Annotated in this window: 15 protein-coding genes; 9 read left to right on the top strand and 6 right to left on the bottom strand. The window is 65.0% G+C overall.

What is annotated here, in order from left to right; translation table 11 throughout:
• Window positions 1–2 precede the first annotated feature (2 nt).
• Window positions 3–806: a 2-oxo-hept-4-ene-1,7-dioate hydratase gene (gene hpaH, locus NRG23_RS01045; RefSeq protein ID WP_257373517.1), complete on the top strand. Its 804-nt coding sequence runs from the start codon at window positions 3–5 to the stop codon at window positions 804–806.
• Between the two features lie 11 nt (window positions 807–817).
• Window positions 818–1,618: a 4-hydroxy-2-oxoheptanedioate aldolase gene (hpaI, locus tag NRG23_RS01040; protein WP_009049321.1), complete on the top strand. Its 801-nt coding sequence runs from the start codon at window positions 818–820 to the stop codon at window positions 1,616–1,618.
• A gap of 152 nt (window positions 1,619–1,770) precedes the next feature.
• Here hpaI and NRG23_RS01035 read toward each other — a convergent pair whose 3' ends face one another.
• Together NRG23_RS01035 and NRG23_RS01030 are read right to left on the bottom strand one after the other, a co-directional pair.
• Window positions 1,771–2,913, bottom strand: coding sequence for a glycerate kinase (locus tag NRG23_RS01035; protein ID WP_257373516.1), 1,143 nt, complete (start codon window positions 2,911–2,913; stop codon window positions 1,771–1,773).
• A 253-nt stretch (window positions 2,914–3,166) separates the two neighbouring features.
• The gene (locus tag NRG23_RS01030) at window positions 3,167–4,312 is read right to left on the bottom strand and encodes a sugar diacid recognition domain-containing protein (protein ID WP_257373515.1); all 1,146 of its coding nucleotides are present in this window, start codon (window positions 4,310–4,312) and stop codon (window positions 3,167–3,169) included.
• A 181-nt stretch (window positions 4,313–4,493) separates the two neighbouring features.
• On the opposite strand from NRG23_RS01030, the gene NRG23_RS01025 reads away from it, so the two are divergent.
• A complete protein-coding gene (locus NRG23_RS01025; RefSeq protein WP_009049324.1) occupies window positions 4,494–5,804 on the top strand; it encodes an MFS transporter in 1,311 nt (436 codons plus the stop codon).
• Window positions 5,805–6,006: 202 nt separating this feature from the next.
• On the top strand, window positions 6,007–7,908 hold the full coding sequence (locus tag NRG23_RS01020; protein WP_038632834.1) for an acyl-CoA synthetase: 1,902 nt from the start codon (window positions 6,007–6,009) through the stop codon (window positions 7,906–7,908).
• Window positions 7,909–8,166: 258 nt separating this feature from the next.
• Here NRG23_RS01020 and NRG23_RS01015 read toward each other — a convergent pair whose 3' ends face one another.
• Window positions 8,167–8,577 carry a hypothetical protein gene (locus NRG23_RS01015; RefSeq protein WP_257373514.1) on the bottom strand — a complete coding sequence of 137 codons (411 nt, stop codon included), beginning with the start codon at window positions 8,575–8,577 and terminating at the stop codon, window positions 8,167–8,169.
• Window positions 8,578–8,738: 161 nt separating this feature from the next.
• On the opposite strand from NRG23_RS01015, the gene NRG23_RS01010 reads away from it, so the two are divergent.
• The 3 genes from NRG23_RS01010 (at window position 8,739) to rarD (ending at window position 11,816) form a co-directional block, all read left to right on the top strand.
• Window positions 8,739–9,638 (top strand): LysR family transcriptional regulator, encoded by a 900-nt coding sequence (locus tag NRG23_RS01010; protein ID WP_257373513.1) that lies wholly within the window; start codon window positions 8,739–8,741, stop codon window positions 9,636–9,638.
• Window positions 9,639–9,741: 103 nt separating this feature from the next.
• The gene (locus tag NRG23_RS01005) at window positions 9,742–10,749 is read left to right on the top strand and encodes an aldo/keto reductase (RefSeq protein ID WP_009049328.1); all 1,008 of its coding nucleotides are present in this window, start codon (window positions 9,742–9,744) and stop codon (window positions 10,747–10,749) included.
• A 185-nt stretch (window positions 10,750–10,934) separates the two neighbouring features.
• Window positions 10,935–11,816: an EamA family transporter RarD gene (rarD, locus tag NRG23_RS01000; RefSeq protein WP_009049329.1), complete on the top strand. Its 882-nt coding sequence runs from the start codon at window positions 10,935–10,937 to the stop codon at window positions 11,814–11,816.
• 147 nt (window positions 11,817–11,963) lie between these two features.
• Here the strand turns inward: rarD and hpaR are convergent, their stop codons facing one another.
• From hpaR to NRG23_RS00985, 3 genes are all read right to left on the bottom strand, one after another.
• A complete protein-coding gene (hpaR, locus tag NRG23_RS00995; protein ID WP_007921772.1) occupies window positions 11,964–12,386 on the bottom strand; it encodes a homoprotocatechuate degradation operon regulator HpaR in 423 nt (140 codons plus the stop codon).
• Window positions 12,387–12,530: 144 nt separating this feature from the next.
• Window positions 12,531–13,607, bottom strand: coding sequence for a 4-hydroxyphenylpyruvate dioxygenase (gene hppD / locus NRG23_RS00990; protein WP_016702457.1), 1,077 nt, complete (start codon window positions 13,605–13,607; stop codon window positions 12,531–12,533).
• 252 nt (window positions 13,608–13,859) lie between these two features.
• Window positions 13,860–14,807: a DMT family transporter gene (locus tag NRG23_RS00985; RefSeq protein ID WP_257373512.1), complete on the bottom strand. Its 948-nt coding sequence runs from the start codon at window positions 14,805–14,807 to the stop codon at window positions 13,860–13,862.
• A gap of 79 nt (window positions 14,808–14,886) precedes the next feature.
• On the opposite strand from NRG23_RS00985, the gene NRG23_RS00980 reads away from it, so the two are divergent.
• Window positions 14,887–15,762, top strand: coding sequence for a LysR family transcriptional regulator (locus NRG23_RS00980; protein WP_038632838.1), 876 nt, complete (start codon window positions 14,887–14,889; stop codon window positions 15,760–15,762).
• A gap of 108 nt (window positions 15,763–15,870) precedes the next feature.
• A complete protein-coding gene (locus NRG23_RS00975) occupies window positions 15,871–17,409 on the top strand; it encodes an EAL domain-containing protein (RefSeq protein WP_028682537.1) in 1,539 nt (512 codons plus the stop codon).
• The last annotated feature ends 51 nt before the right edge of the window (window positions 17,410–17,460 follow it).

Below are 17,460 nucleotides of genomic sequence, written 5' to 3'. Positions count from 1 at the left end.
CCATGCTCAGCACTTCGGATATCCAGCAGACCGCCGCCCGCCTCGACGCCGCCGAACGCAACCGGGAACAGATCCCCCAGCTGTCGCTGGAGTTTCCCGAGATAACCATCGAGGACGCCTACGCCATCCAGCGCAGTTGGGTGGAACACAAGATCCGCGCCGGGCGCAAGCTGGTCGGGCACAAGATCGGCCTGACCTCGCGGGCCATGCAGGTGTCGTCGAACATCACCGAGCCGGACTTCGGTGCCCTGCTGGACGACATGCTGTTCGAGGAAGGCAGCGACATTCCCTTCCAGCGCTTTATCGTGCCGCGGGTCGAGGTGGAACTGGCGTTCATCCTCGGCAAGCCGCTCAAGGGCCCGAACTGCACGCTGTTCGATGTGCTCGACGCCACCGAATGGGTGATCCCGGCCCTGGAGATCATCGACGCGCGCATCCAGCAGGTCGACCCGCGGACCCAGGCCACGCGCAAGGTGTTCGACACCATCTCCGATAACGCCGCCAACGCCGGGGTGGTCATGGGCGGCCGCGCGGTGCGCCCTGGCGATATCGACCTGCGCAAGGTGCCGGCGGTGCTGTATCGCAACGGGGTGATCGAGGAGTCCGGGGTGTCCGCGGCGGTGCTCAACCACCCGGCCAAGGGCGTGGCCTGGCTGGCCAACAAGCTGGCGGCCTACGACGTCGGCCTGGAAGCCGGGCAGATCATCCTCGGCGGCTCCTTCACCCGCCCGGTGGCGGCGCGCCCCGGCGATACCTTCCACGTCGACTATGACCAGCTCGGCAGCATTGCCTGCCGTTTTGTCTGAGGAGCACGCTCATGCAACTGCCGATCAATCATTTCAAGCAACGCCTGCGGCAAGACGCGCCGCAGATCGGCCTGTGGCTGGGCCTGGCCAATGCCTATTGCGCGGAGCTGGCGGCCAACGCCGGTTTCGACTGGCTGCTGCTGGACGGCGAACACGCGCCCAACGACCTCAACAGCCTGCTCGGCCAGTTGCAGGCCATCGCCCCCTACCCGGTGCAAGGCATCATTCGCCCGCCGGTGGGCGACACCGCGCTGATCAAGCAACTGCTGGATATCGGCGCCCAGACCCTGCTGATCCCCATGGTCGAAAGCGTCGAGCAGGCCCGACAGCTGGTGCGCGCCATGCGTTATCCGCCGGCGGGCATCCGTGGCGTCGGCAGCGCCCTGGCCCGGGCCTCGCGCTGGAACAGCATCCCCGGCTACCTCGACCAGGCCGATGAGCAGATGTGCCTGCTGCTGCAGATCGAGAACCTCGAAGGCCTGGCCAACCTGGATGCCATCACCGCCCTGGACGGGGTCGATGGTGTGTTTATCGGCCCGGCCGACCTCTCGGCGTCTATGGGCCATCGCGGCAACCCGGGGCATCCCGAGGTGGTCGCGGCGATCGAGGACGCCATCGCGCGGATCCGCAAGGCCGGCAAAGCGGCCGGAATCCTCAGTGCCGACCGGACATTGGCGCAGCGCTATATCGAACTGGGGGCGAACTTCGTCGCGGTGGGGGTGGACACCACAGTGCTGATGAAGGGGCTGCAGGGATTGCTGGGGCAGTACAAGGAAGTGGCGGCGCCTACCTCGGGTGGTGGGGTTTACTGAAGTTCTGTGGGCGATCCCTGACGGCGCGGGGTGTCAGGTAGAGCTGATCGCGGGCAAGCCTCGCTCCTACAGAAGCCTGTGTCGATCCGCGAAATGGGGAGGACACAATCCTGTAGGAGCGGCCGGTCGACGCTCGATTGCCCGCGATGACGTCAGCCCTGGCGCGCCGCCAGGCGCCAGACCCGGGCGATGTCCGCGGCCCTGTCCCGCAGCAAGCGCGGCGCTTCGGCGCAGGCCTGCTCCAGGGTCATGGGACCGGCGGCCAGGGCAAAGGCCGCATCCACGCCGTGTTCATACATCTGCTCGTAGCCTTCGCCCAGGGTCCCGGCGATCACGATCACCGGCACATTGTGCTGCTTGGCGATGCGCGCCACGCCAAAGGGGGTCTTGCCGCGCAGGGTCTGGGCGTCGAAGCGACCTTCGCCGGTAATCACCAGGTCCGCGCCCTGCACGGCCTCGGCCAGCCCCACCAGCTCCGCCACCACTTCCACCCCCGGACGAAACCGCGCGCCGAGGAAGGCCTTGGCGGCGAACCCCAGGCCACCGGCGGCACCGCTGCCCGGCTCGTCGCGCACGTCCTTGTCCAGCACCCGCGCGGCCTGGTCGGCGAACTGGCCGAGGGCGCGGTCCAGCTGTTCGACCTGCTGCGGCGACGCGCCCTTTTGCGGGCCGAAAATCGCCGAGGCGCCGTGAGGGCCACAGAGAGGATTGTTGACGTCGGCGGCGATCTCGAAACGCACCTCGGCCAGCCGTGGGTCGAGGTTGCTCAGATCGACCCGCGCCACCCGCGCCAGGGCCAGGCCTCCCAGCGGCAAGGCCTGGCCATCGCCATCCAGCAGGCGCACGCCCAGCGCCTGCAAGGCACCGCTGCCGGCGTCGTTGGTGGCGCTGCCGCCGATGGCCAGGATCACCCGCCGCGCGCCGGCATCCAGGGCCGCGCGGATCAACTCGCCGGTGCCGATGGTGCTGCTGGTGCAGGCATCGCGCTGGCCCGGCGGCACCAGTTGCAGACCACTGGCCTCGGCCATTTCGATGATCGCGGTCTGGCTCTGCGGCAGCCAGCCCCAGCGCGCGTCCACCGGTGCCCCCAGCGGCCCCTGGACCCGGGTGGTGCGCAACTGGCCCTCGCAGGCATCGAGGATCGACTCCACGGTGCCCTCGCCGCCGTCCGCCATCGGACGCTGGATCAGCTGCGCGTGCGGCCACACCCGCGCCAGCCCGTCGGCGATGGCGCTGGCCACGCCAGAGGCACTCAGGCTGTCCTTGAAGGAGTCGGGGGCGATGATGATTTTCATGGGCTATCTCCGGTTCTTATGGCGCCCATGCTGCCAGTTGGCCGCGACCTTGACCCCGGTCGGCTGCACAAGTGTGGGGCGGCTTTATTGTTCATTGTCACAATCATAGGAGCGAAGCCGCGAAAACCGGCGCCCAACACAATCTTCTGTAGGAGCGAGGCTTGCCCGCGATCAAGGTACCGCGGTGCATCAGACTCACCGCGGCGTGGCCATCGCGGGCAAGCCTCGCTCCTACAGGGGTGGGCGCAAGGTTTTAAGGTGTGGTGGCGGGCGCATCGGTCTGCGGCAACAGCTGCACCCCCAGGTACAGCGCCAGCATGCCGTCGAGCTTGAGCGGGTCGACGCCGCTGAGTTCGGCGATGCGCTCCATGCGGTAGCGCAGGCTGTTGCGGTGGATGCCCAGGGCGTCGGCGCAGGCCTGGCTCTGGCCGTCGTGGTCGCACCAGCTGCGCAGGGTCGCCAGCAGCTGGCCATTGCTGTCCTTGGCGATGACCTTGCGCAAGGGGCTGAGCAACTCGTCCAGGGCATCGTCATTGCGATGGCGCCAGAGCATCACCGGCAGGCGGAAACGGTTGAGGGTCAGCAAGCGCGACTGGGGCAGCACGTCACGACCATAAGCAAGCAAGTCGCCAACCCGCCGGTAGCAGCGGCGCAGCCCTGCCAGCCCATCGGCCTGGCCGCCCACGGCGATGCGCAGAATGTTCCAGCCCAGGCTGTCGAGTTTTTCCAGCAGCCGCGGGTTGTCGACGCTCAGGGTCGCCGGCCGGCACCACAGCAACGAGGACTTGGCCGAGCTGACGCACCAGCTGTCCGGATAACGCGACATCAGCCAGGCGCTCAGGGCTTCGACTGTCTGCCCCGTGCCCTGCGCCGCTCCTTCCTGGTCCAGGCCCAGCTCGAACAGATAAGGCGTGCGCGGCAGCTGCGGCTTGAGCCCCATCTGCTGCGCCTCGTCCACCAGCCGCGGCGAATCCCCGCTGTCGCTGAGCAGCAGCGCCAGCAGGTCGTCGCAACGCTGGCGGCGCCATTGCTGTTCGGCCTGCTGGTGGCGCTGGCCCACCAGCATCTCGGCGGTCATGCGCACCAGCTCGGCATAGGTGCGCAGCCGTTCCGGCTCGCCGGTGATGCCCAGCACGCCGATCAGCCGCTGGTCATGCAGCAACGGCAGGTTGATCCCCGGCTGCACGCCCTTGAGGTGCTTGGCGGTCTGCGCGTCGATCTCCACCACCCGGCCGTTGGCCAGCACCAGCTGCGCGCCTTCGTGACGGGTGTTGATGCGTTCGGGCTCGCCGCTGCCAAGGATCAGGCCCTGGCTGTCCATGACGTTGACGTTGTAGGGCAGGATGGCCATCGTCCGGTCGACGATATCCTGCGCCAGGTCGTGATCCAGTTCGAACATAGCGGCGTGATCCTAGGAAAGCGGGCTCGGGGCGATGACAAAGGCTTGTTCACCGGCACAGGGGATGCCGGCAAACCCTGTGCGCCGGCACAAAGACAGCGGCCCATGGGGTGACCGAGACTCTCGGGGCGATCAACGTTAACCTCGCATCGCAAAAAATCATAATAAAGAGAGACACGCCATGTCACAGAGCGCCGCTGCCACCCTGGCCACCGATGACGATAAAAACGCCGTCTACAAGCGCATCACCCTGCGCCTGATCCCCTTCATCTTCATCTGCTACCTGTTCAACTACCTCGACCGGGTGAACGTCGGCTTTGCCAAGCTGCAGATGCTCGATGCCCTGAAATTCAGCGAAACCGTCTACGGCCTCGGTGCCGGGATCTTCTTCATCGGCTACGTGCTGTGCGGCGTGCCGAGCAACCTGGCGCTGAACAAGTTCGGCCCGCGGCGCTGGATCGCGCTGATGATGATCACCTGGGGCACGCTGTCGACTTGCCTGCTGTTCGTCACCACCCCGACCCAGTTCTACACCCTGCGCCTGTTCACCGGCGCCGCCGAGGCCGGCTTCTTCCCCGGCGTGGTGCTGTACCTCTCGCAGTGGTTCCCGAGCTTTCGTCGCGGCCGCATCATGGCCCTGTTCATGTCGGCGATCCCGGTGTCCGGCCTGCTCGGCAGCCCGTTCTCCGGCTGGATCCTCAACCACTTCGCCGCGGGCCAGGGCGGTATGGCCGGCTGGCAGTGGATGTTCCTGTTGCAGGGCATCCCCACCGTGATCCTCGGCGCCCTGGCGTACTTCCTGCTCAATGACAATTTCGCCCACGCCAAGTGGCTGAGCCCGCAGGAACGCGCGCTGCTGGAAGCCGACCAGGCCGAAGACGCCGCGCGCAAGCCGCGGACCACCGGCGACTCCCTGGCGGCGGTGTTCAAGAACCCGGCCATCTGGGCCTTCGGCCTGATCTACTTCTGTATCCAGAGCGGCGTGTACGCCATCAACTTCTGGCTGCCGTCGATCATCAAGAACCTGGGGTTCAGCGACAACCTGGTGATCGGCTGGCTCAGCGCCATTCCCTATCTGCTGGCGGCGCTGTTCATGCTGATGGTCGGGCGCTCGGCCGACCTGCGCCAGGAGCGCCGCTGGCACCTGGTGGTACCGATGCTGATGGGCGCCATCGGCCTGGTGATCGCGGTCAACTTCGCTGCCAACCCGACCATCGCCATCCTCGGCCTGACCCTCGCCACCATGGGCGCCCTCACCGGCCTGCCGATGTTCTGGCCGGTACCGACGGCGCTGCTGAGCGCCGGCGCCGCCGCGGGTGGCCTGGCGCTGATCAACTCCATGGGCCAGATGGCCGGTTTCCTCAGCCCCTACATCGTCGGCTGGGTCAAGGACAGCACCGGCTCCACCGATGCCGCGCTGTACCTGCTGGCCGGGGTGATCGTCGCGGGTAGCCTGCTGGCCCTGCGCATGACCCGCACGTTGAAACGCTGACCGGCTTTACCGGGCTCACCTTCTGGTGGGCCCGGCTTCCCGGGACAAACCGGGGTTTGTCACCGCCTCGCTACAAAAAGCAACAGCCCGCCCGAGCACACCCGTGGTATATCGGACAGACGTCCGGCCGCGGCAGTTTTCCATTGGCTGGATCGATTGATGACTCCCTCGCAGACCTTACCGAAGGAAGACCCACACGATCATGACCGCGCCCATCTCCCTCGCCCGCCTGAGCGACATCCAAGCCCTCGAACAACAGCAGCCCCTGGCCCAGCGCAATCTTCCCGCCAGCACCTATGAACTGTTGCAACGCTCGGCCAGCCGTTTCGGCGAGCGCACCGCCCTGACCTTCCTGCCCCAGGGCAGCATCCAGGACCAGCCCTGGAACATCAGCTACGCCGAGTTGTTCGCCCAGGTCACCCGCACCGCCAACGCCCTGCACCGGCTGGGCATCCGCCCGGGCAAGGCGGTGTCCTTCCTGCTGCCCAACCTGCCGCAGACCCATTACGTGATCTGGGGCGGCGAGGCCGCCGGGATCGTCAACGCCATCAACCCGCTGCTGGAGCCGGAACACATCGCCGAACTGGTCCGCGCATCCGGCACCACGGTGCTGGTGACCCTGGCGCCCTTCCCCGGCACCGACCTCTGGCAAAAGGTCGCCAACCTGCGCGAGCGCCTGCCGGAGCTGGAAGCCATCGTCACCATTGACCTGGCCAACCTGCTGCCCGAGCCGCAACGCAGTGCGATCAAGAGCCAGCGCCCGGCGATGCCGGAGGGCGTGCTGGACTTCGACACCCTGCTCGCCGCCTGCCCCGCCGACCACCTGGAAAGCGGCCGGGTGATCCAGCCGGACGACATCGCCTCGTACTTCCACACCGGCGGCACCACCGGCACGCCGAAACTGGCACCCCACAGCCACCTCAATGAAGTGGCGATGGCCGAGATCATCGGCCTGCACGGCGATTACAGCAGCCACGACGTGCTGCTCTGCGGGCTGCCGCTGTTCCACGTCAACGGGGTGATACTCACTGGCCTCGCCGCCTTCCACCGCGGCGCCCGGGTACTGCTGGCCGGGCCCCAGGGCTACCGCAACCCGACGCTGATCAAGGATTTCTGGCACCTGGTGGAGCGTTACCGGATCAGTTGTTTCAGCGGTGTGCCGACCATCTTTGCCGCCTTGCTGCAGGTACCCAACGACGGCATCGATGTCTCCAGCCTGCGCTTTGCGGTGTGCGGCGCCGCGCCCATGCCGGTGGAACTGATCCGTCAGTTCGAGGCGCGCTCGGGGCTGAAGATCATCGAAGGTTACGGCCTCACCGAAAGCACCTGCGCCACCAGCTGCAACCCTCGGGACGGCGAGCGCCGGATCGGCTCCATCGGCCTGCGCCTGCCGTATTGCGAGGTCAAGATCGCCGTGCTCGACAGCGACGGCCATTACCTGCGCGACGCCGCCACCGACGAGCCCGGCAATGTCTGCCTGCGCGGGCCGACGGTGTTCAAGGGTTATCTGCAGGCCGACAAGAACCAGGGCCTGTGGCTCGACGGCGGCTGGTTCAACACCGGCGACCTGGGGCGCATCGACCGCGACGGCTACATCTGGCTGACCGGGCGCAGCAAGGACCTGATCATCCGCGGCGGCCACAACATCGACCCGCAGATGATCGAAGAAGCCCTGCACCGCCACCCGGCCGTGGCCATGGCCGCGGCGGTGGGCAAGCCGGACATCAAGGCTGGCGAGCTGCCGGTGGTGTACGTCCAGCTCAAGGCCGGCGCCAGCGCCGATCCGGCCGAGCTGCTGGAGCACGCCGCGCGGCATATCCATGAACGGGCCGCGCTGCCCAAGGACGTCTGGCTGCTCGAGCAGATCCCCCTGACGGCCGTGGGCAAGACCTTCAAGCCGGCCCTGCGCCTGGACGCCATTCGCCGGGTATTCGAAGACGAGGTGCGCCAGGTTGCCGACGGTATCCGCGTCGAGGCCGTCAGCGACGAGCGCCACGGGCAGCGGGTGGATATCCATGTGCCCGACCTGGATGCGACCCGCCGCGCCGCCCTGGACCAGCGCCTGAGCGGTTACGCGGTGCGCTACCAGTTGCATTCGGCCTGAGTCGCCGGCGGCCCCGGCCATCGGGGTCGCCGCGCTGCAAGGCATTCACCTGTAGCCGCTGCCGCGGGCTGCGATCGGTTTGGGCGGCACTCCGTGCGAAGCGGCCGTGACCGGAGAGAAGCCGTTTTACTGACAGACCGCGTCATGGCTGATGGCGAGTCCTGCGGCCTCGATCGCAGCCTGCGGCAGCGGCTACAGTTTCGGCTTCTGCGCTGACGGACCAGATGCTTGCGCCCCCCGTATTGGTGCGGCCATGTTTCATTCAGGCGCGCCGCCATCCGCTTCATAGCGATACCCCGGATGCAGGTCGGCGCCCGCCGGCGCATCCAGTTCCAGCACCAGGCCACCCGGCATCTGCACGAAAATCTGCCAGGTGCCGTCCTGCGGCACCTGCGCCACCTGATGCGGCAGGCCGCTGGCCTGAACCCGCTGCAACACCACTGCGGCATCCTCCTCGGTCCTGAAGGCGATATGGCTAAGCGCCGTCTCGGCGAAGGTCGGCTGCTCGATCACATGCACCAGCGCCTGCCCGTCCTGGTACAGCCAGCGCCCGGGAAAGGGAAACGGCGGGCGCCGTCCGGCCTGCAGCCCGAGCAAGGTCTGGAAGGCCTGCTGCAAGGCGTCGCCCTCGGCGGTGTTGAAGGCCAGATGATCGAAGTGCCAGGTCATGACGCACCTCCACCGCCGATAACGACGGTGCGATCCGGCAAGAAAGTACTGAGCAGTTTCATAGAGTCACCCCTGTGCGATGGAAGTGACTGCATATTCACAGCTTGATAAGCGAGGAAAAATCCCGGTAAAACGCAAGGATCTTTAAAGGATTTTTAGCAATGAGCTCGATTCTCGACCTTGAAGTCTTCGTCCGTACCGCCGACTCCGGCAGCATTTCCGCCGCCGCCCGCAGCCTGGAGTTGACCCCCGCCGCCGCCAGCATCGCCCTCAAGCGCCTGGAAACCCGCCTGGGCATGCGCCTGCTGGCGCGCTCGACCCGCAGCATGCGCCTCACCGAAGAAGGCCGACGCTACCTGGACAGCGTGCGCGTGGCGCTGGCGGCCCTGGCGGAAGGCGAGCAGGCCCTGAAGCAGCAGAGCCAGGGCCTCAGCGGTGTGCTGCAACTGGCGGCGCCATCGGACTTCGGGCGCAACCTGCTGCTGCCCTGGCTGGACGACTTCAAGCGCGAATACCCGCATATCCGCCTGCAATTGTTGCTCAACGACCGCCACAGCGACCTGTTCCGCGAGACCGTCGACGTCGCCCTGCGCTTCGGCGTGCCCAGCGACTCCAGCCTGGTGGCCCTGCCGATCCTGCCCCGGCATCACCGGCTGGCCTGCGCCAGCCCCGACTACCTGGCGCGCCACGGCACCCCGCAGACACCCGCCGAGTTGAGCGAGCACAGCGCCCTGATCTATCTGCGCAACGGCCGCCCCTACAACAGCTGGCATTTCAGCCGGGACGGCGAGGTGCAGGAAGTCCAGGTGCGCGGCGACTACCTCAGCGACGACGGCGAAGTGGCGCGGCGCTGGGCCCTGGCCGGCCACGGCATTGCCTACAAGGCCTGGCTCGACGTGGCCAGCGACATTCGCGCCGGGCGCCTGGTGCCCCTGCTCGGCGACTGGCAAGGCGAAAGCGTGCCGCTCAACCTGTTGTGCCCGCACCGTTTGCAGGTCTCGGAACGGGTGAAGGTGCTACAAGGTTTTTTACAGGCCCGCTGCCAACTGCTGGCGGGATAATTCAGATTGCTCCCTACGCCCGTTCTGGTATTTGATGGGCGTCCCATGACCGGTCGCTGGCCGCTGTCGCGCCGGCCTTACCTCACGCACAAGGATTTCGTACATGAGCTATCGCATCCTCGGCCATTCCGGGCTGCACGTGTCCCCCCTGACCCTCGGCACCATGATGTTCGGCGAACAGACCAGCACCGAGGACTCCCTGCGCATCATCGACAAGGCATGGGACCAGGGCATCAACTTCATCGACACCGCCGACGTCTACACCGGCGGCCGTTCCGAAGAGATCGTCGGTGAAGCCATCGCCAGCCAGCGTGACCACTGGGTGCTGGCGACCAAGGTCGGCTTCGGCCCCGCCGATGGCGTGCCCAACCGCAGCGGCCTGAGCCGCAAGCACATCTTCAACGGCATCGACGCCAGCCTGACCCGCCTGGGCACCGATTACATCGACATCTACTACCTGCACCGCGAAGACCACAACACGCCGCTGGAAGTCACGGTGTCGGCCATCGGCGACCTGCTGCGCCAGGGCAAGATCCGCTACTGGGGCCTGTCCAACTACCGCGGCTGGCGCATCGCCGAGGTGATCCGCATCGCCGACCGGCTCGGCGTCGACCGGCCGGTGATCAGCCAGCCGCTGTACAACATCGTCAACCGCCAGGCCGAGACCGAGCAGATCACCGCGGCCCAGGCCTACGGGCTCGGCGTGGTGCCCTACAGCCCGCTGGCCCGCGGCGTGCTCAGCGGCAAGTACGCGCCGGATGTCGCCCCCGACAGCAACAGCCGCGCCGGGCGCCAGGACAAACGCATCCTGGAAACCGAATGGCGCGTCGAGTCGCTGCGCATCGCCCAGCAGATCCAGCAGTACACCCAGGGCCGCGGGGTCGGCATGGTCGAGTTCGCCATCGCCTGGGTGCTGAACAATGCTGCGGTCAGCTCGGCGATCGTCGGCCCGCGCACCGAGGCACAGTGGGACGCCTACACCAAGGCGCTGGACGTGAAGATCAGCGCCGAGGATGAAGCCTTCATCGATTCGCTGGTCACCCCGGGGCATGCTTCGACCCCGGGCTTCAACGACGTCAGCCACTTCGTCTCCGGACGCACGCCACGCTGATCTCCCCACAGCGGTGGCCCCTTCCGCGGGCCACCCGCTGCCCCACTGCCGGTGAGTGGCGGCAAACGGGATATTTTCCCGCAACTTGCGATAAATCCGAGTAAACGTCTCGCGCCAAACCCTCTATATTCCCCGCAGTTTTTCCCTCCATCCCATTTGCCTGGTTCAGGTCACACGAGGACAGCTTGTCTAAAGGTATTGCTCTATCGGTCTTGGCGTCGGTGCTGTTTGCCGTCATGTATTTCTACACCTCCTTGCTGGCGCCCCTGACCGGGGTGGAGATTTTCGGCTGGCGCATGCTGCTCACCGCGCCGTGCATGACCGTGTTCATGCTGCTGAGCGGCGAATGGCGGCATGTCGGGGCGATCCTCAAGAGACTGCTGGGCCAACCGCTTCTGCTGCTGGCGCTGCCGCTGTCCGCGGCGCTGCTCGGGGTGCAGCTGTGGCTGTTCATGTGGGCGCCGTTGAATGGCTACAGCCTGGATGTGTCGCTGGGGTATTTTCTGCTGCCACTGACCATGGTCCTGACCGGACGCATCGTCTACGGCGAACAGCTGTCGCGGCTGCAAAAGATCGCCGCCGGCCTGGCGACCCTGGGGGTGCTCAACGAGCTGTATCAGGTGGGCAGTTTTTCCTGGGCGACCTTGTTGGTGGCCATCGGTTATCCGGTCTATTTCGTGCTGCGCAAACGCCTGGCCTCCGACAACCTGGGCGGCCTGTGGCTGGACATGGCCCTGCTGCTGCCAATCGCGCTGTGGTTCGTGCAAGGCGGCGAGCAGGGTTTTGCCGTGGTCGATCAACACCCCTGGCTGTACCTGCTGATTCCGTTGCTGGGGTTGATCAGTGCCTCGGCGCTGGTGGCCTATATCATCGCCAGCCGCCTGCTGCCCTTCAGCCTGTTCGGCTTGTTGAGCTATGTCGAACCGGTGTTGCTGCTGGGCGTGGCCCTGCTGCTGGGAGAAAGCATCCAGGCCGGGGAATGGCTGACTTACCTGCCGATCTGGCTGGCGGTACTGGTGCTGGTGTACGAGGGGTTCAAGCATCTGATGCGCCAGCGCAGAAGCTGAACCAGCTGTTGCTGTTGCTGTTGCTGTTGCTGTTGCTGTTGCTGTTGTAGGAGCGAAGCTTGCTCGCGATGAATGCGACGCGGATCACCTGTTGCACCGCGTTGCCGGCATCGCGGGCAAGCCTCGCTCCTACAGAAGAAGATCGGGTCAGGGTTTGATTTGCTTCAGCTCGTTGAGCAGGGCCAGCAGGGCCTGCATCTTCTCTTCGCCGAACTGCTGCTGGATGCGTTGGTAGTTGATTTCCATGTCGCCGCTCATGGACTCGAAACAGGCCTCGCCCTTTTCCGTCAGGGTGATGAACAAGCGGCGCTGGTCCTCGGGGGATTTGCGCCGGCTGACGTATTCGTCGCGCTCCAGACGGGTCAGCACGCCGGTCATGCTCGGCGGCAGGATGCAGGCCATTTTCGCCAGCTGATGGCTTTCCAGCTCGCCGTTCTGGCGCAGGATGCGGATCACCCGCCACTGCTGCTCGGTCAGGTCGTGCTGGTTGAGGGACGGGCGAAAGAATGCCATGGCCGCTTCGCGGGCCTGAAGCAGGGTCAATGTCAGGGAAGGTCTTGGGTTGGTCATGTGCGGGTCGTTCACAGGGCTGGATGGCGACGCTCGGCGTCACAAAGGCCGAACATTAACACATTCACAATTGCCAACCGACAGGCAAAACAAAGCCCGGTCGAGGATTCCCCGACCGGGCTTCATCGTCAGGCAGGTGGCGGCTTAGTCGGTGGACAGCACGCCACGGCGGACCTGGTCGCGTTCGATCGATTCGAACAGTGCCTTGAAGTTGCCCTCGCCGAAACCATCGTCGCCTTTACGCTGGATGAATTCGAAGAACACCGGGCCCATCAGGGTTTCCGAGAAGATCTGCAGCAGCAGGCGCTTGTCGCCCTCTTCCGAGGAACCGTCCAGCAGGATGCCCCGCGACTGCAGCTCGTTCACCGGCTCGCCGTGGTTCGGCAGGCGGCCTTCGAGCATTTCGTAGTAGGTGTCCGGCGGCGCGGTCATGAAGCGCATGCCGATCTTCTTCAGCTGATCCCAGGTCTTGACCAGGTCGTCGGTGAGGAAGGCCACGTGCTGGATGCCCTCGCCGTTGAACTGCATCAGGAACTCTTCGATCTGCCCGGCGCCCTTGGACGACTCTTCGTTCAGCGGGATGCGGATCATGCCATCGGGCGCGGTCATGGCCTTGGAGGTCAGGCCGGTGTATTCGCCCTTGATGTCGAAGTAACGGATCTCGCGGAAGTTGAACAGCTTCTCGTAGAAGCCGGCCCAGTAGGCCATGCGCCCGCGGTACACGTTGTGGGTCAGGTGGTCGATGATCTTCAGGCCCGCACCTTGCGGATGGCGGTCCACGCCTTCGAGGTAGACGAAGTCGATGTCATAGATCGAGCTGCCTTCGCCGAAACGGTCGATCAGGTACAGCGGCGCGCCGCCGATGCCTTTGATCGCCGGCAGGTGCAGCTCCATCGGGCCGGTTTCGATGTGGATTGGCTGGGCACCCAGTTCCAGGGCGCGCTTGTAGGCCTTTTGCGAATCCTTGACGCGGAACGCCATGCCACACACGGACGGGCCGTGCTCGGCGGCGAAGTACGAAGCGACGCTGTGGGGCTCGTTGTTGAGGATCAGGTTGATCGCACCCTGGCGATACAGGTGCACGTCTTTAGACCTGTGGGTCGCGACCTTGGTGAAACCCATGATCTCGAAGATCGGCTCGAGGGTGTTGGGGGTAGGTGATGCGAATTCGATGAATTCAAAGCCCATCAGGCCCATCGGGTTTTCGAAGATATCTGCCATGGTTGGCGCCTCATCATGCTTTTAGAAATTAACGGATCGTTAGTTGCTAGCAATGCTGAGGCAGGCAGGTGGCGCGCAAGAGATGCCCCGCACGCTGCGCGCGAGGAAATCACCGTAAATCAGTTGAAACCCGAGAATCTTCATGTCGACCCTGTCTTACCGGCTGGGGGGCGAGGCTTCTGCTGCCAGAAGACTTTATTATTGTATGCGTAACCAGATTCTACACAGCGTAAAACTGTTTGTCCGCACTCTCTATAAAATCCGCTTTTTTTCCAGGCTCGCAAGGGGTTTGTTGCACTGGTAAATGCCCCACAGGATCAGCACGCCGCCCAGGCACATGGCCAGACTCAGGCGTTCGTCCAATAACAGCGCGCCAAGGATCACCGCGGTCAGCGGATTGAGCGCGATAAACACTCCCGAACGGGTCGCGCCGATCTTGCGCAGGCCGTCGTAATACCAGATATACGCCAGGGCCGAGCCCAGCACGCCGAGGTACAGCAGGCTCAGGCCCTGCTCCAGGGTCAGGCTCGCCAGCGCCTCGAGGCGCACCTCGCCGCGCAGGGCGGTGGTGCTCCAGAGCATTGCCGTGCCCAGCAGGATCGAATAGGTCACGGTCTGCAACGGGCCCAGGGTCTGGTTCAGGTTGCGCGAAAACAACGAATAGACGCCCCAGCCCAGCACACAGCCGAAAATCAGCAGGTCCCCGCGCCCACTGCCCGCTCCACTGGACAAGGCCCCCGGGTCGCGACTGAGGATTACCACCCCCGCGCCCCCCAGGCACAAGGCAATGCCGAACAGCTTGGCGCCGCTCAAGCGCTCCTTGAACAGCGCCCAGGACGCCAGGGCAATCACCGCCGGATTGAGCGCGACGATCAACGAGGCGCGCGAGGCATTGATCGACTGCAGGCCCTCGAAGAAACACAGGTTGTAGAAAAAGATCCCGAAAAACCCCAGCACCGCCAGCTGGGCGAACTGCGCCAGGCTCGGGCGCACCAGGGCAATCCGGGCGATCGCCAGGAACAGCAGCAAGGCCAGGCTGGCCAGGAGAAAACGCAGGCTGGCGGCCAGCAAAGGCTCCAAGGTACCCGCCAATAGCCGCCCGGCAACAAAGGTGCCGCCCCAGATCATGGTGACCGCCGCCAGCTTGCAATACACCGGCAGATCGGAAGGCCTGGCACAGGTTTGATCGACAGTTTTCATAAGGCCCCGAGGCGCGGATCAAGGAAAGTTCGGGTATTCTTCGACTAATGCCTGATCATCGTAAAATGAGCTTTTACTCATGACCCTGAGCCAACTGCAGATCTTCTCCCTGGTGGCCGAGCTGCGCGGTTTCACCAGCGCCGCCAGCCGCCTGGGCATCAGCCAGTCGGCGGTGTCCCACGCGCTCAAGTCCCTGGAGCAGGAACTCGGGGTCGAACTGATCCGCCGGCATCAGTCGCTGGTGGAACTCACCGATATCGGCCAGCAACTATTACTGCGAGCCCGCGCCATCCTCGGCCTGGCCGCCACCATGGAACAGGAAGCCGCCGATGCCCGCGGCATGAAACGCGGCACCTTGCGCATCGGCTCGTTCGGCCCGACCTCGTCGATGAAGCTGCTTCCGGCGATCCTCCGGAGTTACCGCGAGGCCCATCCCGGTATCGAGGTGCACATCGACGAGGGGCCCGACCGCCAGGTGCTGCAATGGCTGGAGGAACGGCGCATCGATGTCGGCTTCGTGGTGCTGCCCCAGGAGCGCTTCGACTGCTTCGCCCTGGTGGAAGACCAGATGGTGGCGCTGATCCCCAGCCAACATGGGCTGGCCGCCAAGGACTCGGTGAGCCTTGCCGAGCTGTGCGACGACCCGTTCATCCTCACCGAGGCCGGTTCCGCCGAGCTGGTTTCCCGGCTGTTCCTCACGGCCAGGCTCAGCCCCAACATCCGCTATCGCAGCTCGCAACTGCTCAGCACCCTGGAGACCGTGGCCCGCGGCGATGCCCTGACCCTGGTCGCCCAATTGTCGCTGCCCGAGGCCAACGACCCGCGTTACCTGATCAAGGCGCTGTCACCCCCCGCCCGGCGCCAGGTAGGGCTGGCGGTGCTGGACCGGCGGCAGGCGTCGCCGGCGACCCTGGCCTTTATCGAGCAGGCGCGGAGTCTGTATCGCCGTGACTGAGCGCAACCCGGGGCCACCGTCTATCATGCCCATGGACCGGATGCCGCCGTACCGTCCAGCGGCTTTTGAGTGTTTTCTGGCCTCCATTTCGCCACAGGTTTTTCCTCCATGCCATTGACCGCCAAAGGCCCGCTGAAACGCTCTACCCGCAATCTGTGGACCCTGCTGATCGGTTTGCTGCCGGTAGCGCTGGGCGTGGTCATCCTCTATATGCAGGCCGAGCGCGCGCTGATCCACAGCAGCCAGCAGACCGCCGAGGAAGCGATCCGCCAGTTCGACTTGATGCTCGACAACACCGACATCGCCGCCCGGTCGCTGATGGCGCAAGTCGGCCAGCCCTGCGACGATTTCCGGCAACTGGCCCTGCGCGAACAGGTGACTCGCCGCCCGTTCGTGCGCTCGACCAATCTGGTGTGGCGCAATGACAATTACTGCAGCTCGCTGCTCGGCCCGTCCTCGTTCGAGCTGGACCCGGCCAACTATGTCGACGGCAAGCTGTGGTTGATGGACGGCAACCCGGTCACGCCCAACACCGCGCTGCTGGTCTATCGCCTGCAAGAGGGCGAACGCGCGGTCCTGGCCAGCATCGACGGTTATCACCTGAGCAACGCCTTGCGCCTGATCAGCCGCTTTGCCGAGCTGCAACTGCAAGTGGGCCCCTACTGGCTGGCCGACGATGGCCAGGTCCACGAATCCGTCGCCCCGCCGCCCCCGGTAGCCCCTTATCGGATGGCCTCTTCGCGCTTTCCCTACAGCGTCAACGCGGGGTTCCCCGAGGGCGATATCTGGCTCTACATGAAGTCCCAGTACCCTGCCCTGTTCAGCCTGCTGATCTTCTTCGGGGTGCTGGCGGCGGTCCTTGGCCACTGGCTGCAAAAGCGCTCGTCGTCCCCCAGTCATGAACTGCAACGCGCCCTGGAAGCGGCCGAGTTCATCCCGTACTTCCAGCCCGTGGTGCGTGGCGACACCAAGCAGTGGGCCGGCATCGAAGTGCTGATGCGCTGGAAACACCCTCGTGAAGGCCTGGTGCGTCCGGACCTGTTCATTCCCTTCGCCGAGCATTCCGGCCTGATCGTGCCCATGACCCGTTCGCTGATGCAGCAGACCGCCCTGCTGCTGGCGCCTCATGCCCATACCTTCATCGACGACTTTCATATCGGCATCAATATCACCGCCAGCCATTGCCAGGACCTGGAGTTGCTCGAGGATTGCCGGGAGTTTCTCGACCTGTTCCCGCCGGGCAAGGTGCGACTGGTCCTGGAGTTGACCGAACGCGAACTGGTGGAACCGACCGCAATCACCCACAGCCTGTTCGAGGAACTGCACAAGTTGGGGGTGATGATCGCCATCGACGACTTCGGCACCGGCCATTCAAGCCTGGGTTACTTACGCAAGTTCAATGTCGACTATCTGAAGATCGACCAGAGCTTCGTGGCCATGATTGGGGTTGACGCCCTGTCCCGCCACATACTCGACAGCATCATCGAACTCTCGGGCAAACTCGAACTGGGGATAGTCGCCGAGGGTGTGGAAACAGCGGAACAACAGGACTATCTGGCCGCCCATGGAGTCGATTTCCTACAAGGCTACTTATTCGGCAGACCGATGCCCGGGGAAGATTTCCTACAAGCGCTGGCGCGCCATTAAATAGCCATTTCTGATGAAAATTTATTGAACTCGGCAATTGTTTCACGCACC

Source organism: Pseudomonas sp. T8 (assembly GCF_024610635.1).
GTDB classification, from domain to species: Bacteria; Pseudomonadota; Gammaproteobacteria; order Pseudomonadales; family Pseudomonadaceae; genus Aquipseudomonas; species Aquipseudomonas chlororaphis_I.
The sequence above is the reverse complement of the archived record's forward strand: the minus strand, read 5'-3'. Positions and strand labels throughout refer to the sequence as shown.

Coding starts and splice junctions, on each gene's coding strand:
- NRG23_RS01030 (WP_257373515.1), bottom strand. CDS start 4,312: ATGTTCGAACTGGATCACGACCTGGCGCAGGATATCGTCGACCGGACG.
- NRG23_RS01015 (WP_257373514.1), bottom strand. CDS start 8,577: ATGACCTGGCACTTCGATCATCTGGCCTTCAACACCGCCGAGGGCGAC.
- NRG23_RS01010 (WP_257373513.1), top strand. CDS start 8,739: ATGAGCTCGATTCTCGACCTTGAAGTCTTCGTCCGTACCGCCGACTCC.
- NRG23_RS00980 (WP_038632838.1), top strand. CDS start 14,887: ATGACCCTGAGCCAACTGCAGATCTTCTCCCTGGTGGCCGAGCTGCGC.
- hpaH (WP_257373517.1), top strand. CDS start 3: ATGCTCAGCACTTCGGATATCCAGCAGACCGCCGCCCGCCTCGACGCC.
- NRG23_RS01020 (WP_038632834.1), top strand. CDS start 6,007: ATGACCGCGCCCATCTCCCTCGCCCGCCTGAGCGACATCCAAGCCCTC.
- hpaI (WP_009049321.1), top strand. CDS start 818: ATGCAACTGCCGATCAATCATTTCAAGCAACGCCTGCGGCAAGACGCG.
- hppD (WP_016702457.1), bottom strand. CDS start 13,607: ATGGCAGATATCTTCGAAAACCCGATGGGCCTGATGGGCTTTGAATTC.
- hpaR (WP_007921772.1), bottom strand. CDS start 12,386: ATGACCAACCCAAGACCTTCCCTGACATTGACCCTGCTTCAGGCCCGC.
- NRG23_RS00975 (WP_028682537.1), top strand. CDS start 15,871: ATGCCATTGACCGCCAAAGGCCCGCTGAAACGCTCTACCCGCAATCTG.
- NRG23_RS01025 (WP_009049324.1), top strand. CDS start 4,494: ATGTCACAGAGCGCCGCTGCCACCCTGGCCACCGATGACGATAAAAAC.
- NRG23_RS00985 (WP_257373512.1), bottom strand. CDS start 14,807: ATGAAAACTGTCGATCAAACCTGTGCCAGGCCTTCCGATCTGCCGGTG.
- NRG23_RS01005 (WP_009049328.1), top strand. CDS start 9,742: ATGAGCTATCGCATCCTCGGCCATTCCGGGCTGCACGTGTCCCCCCTG.
- NRG23_RS01035 (WP_257373516.1), bottom strand. CDS start 2,913: ATGAAAATCATCATCGCCCCCGACTCCTTCAAGGACAGCCTGAGTGCC.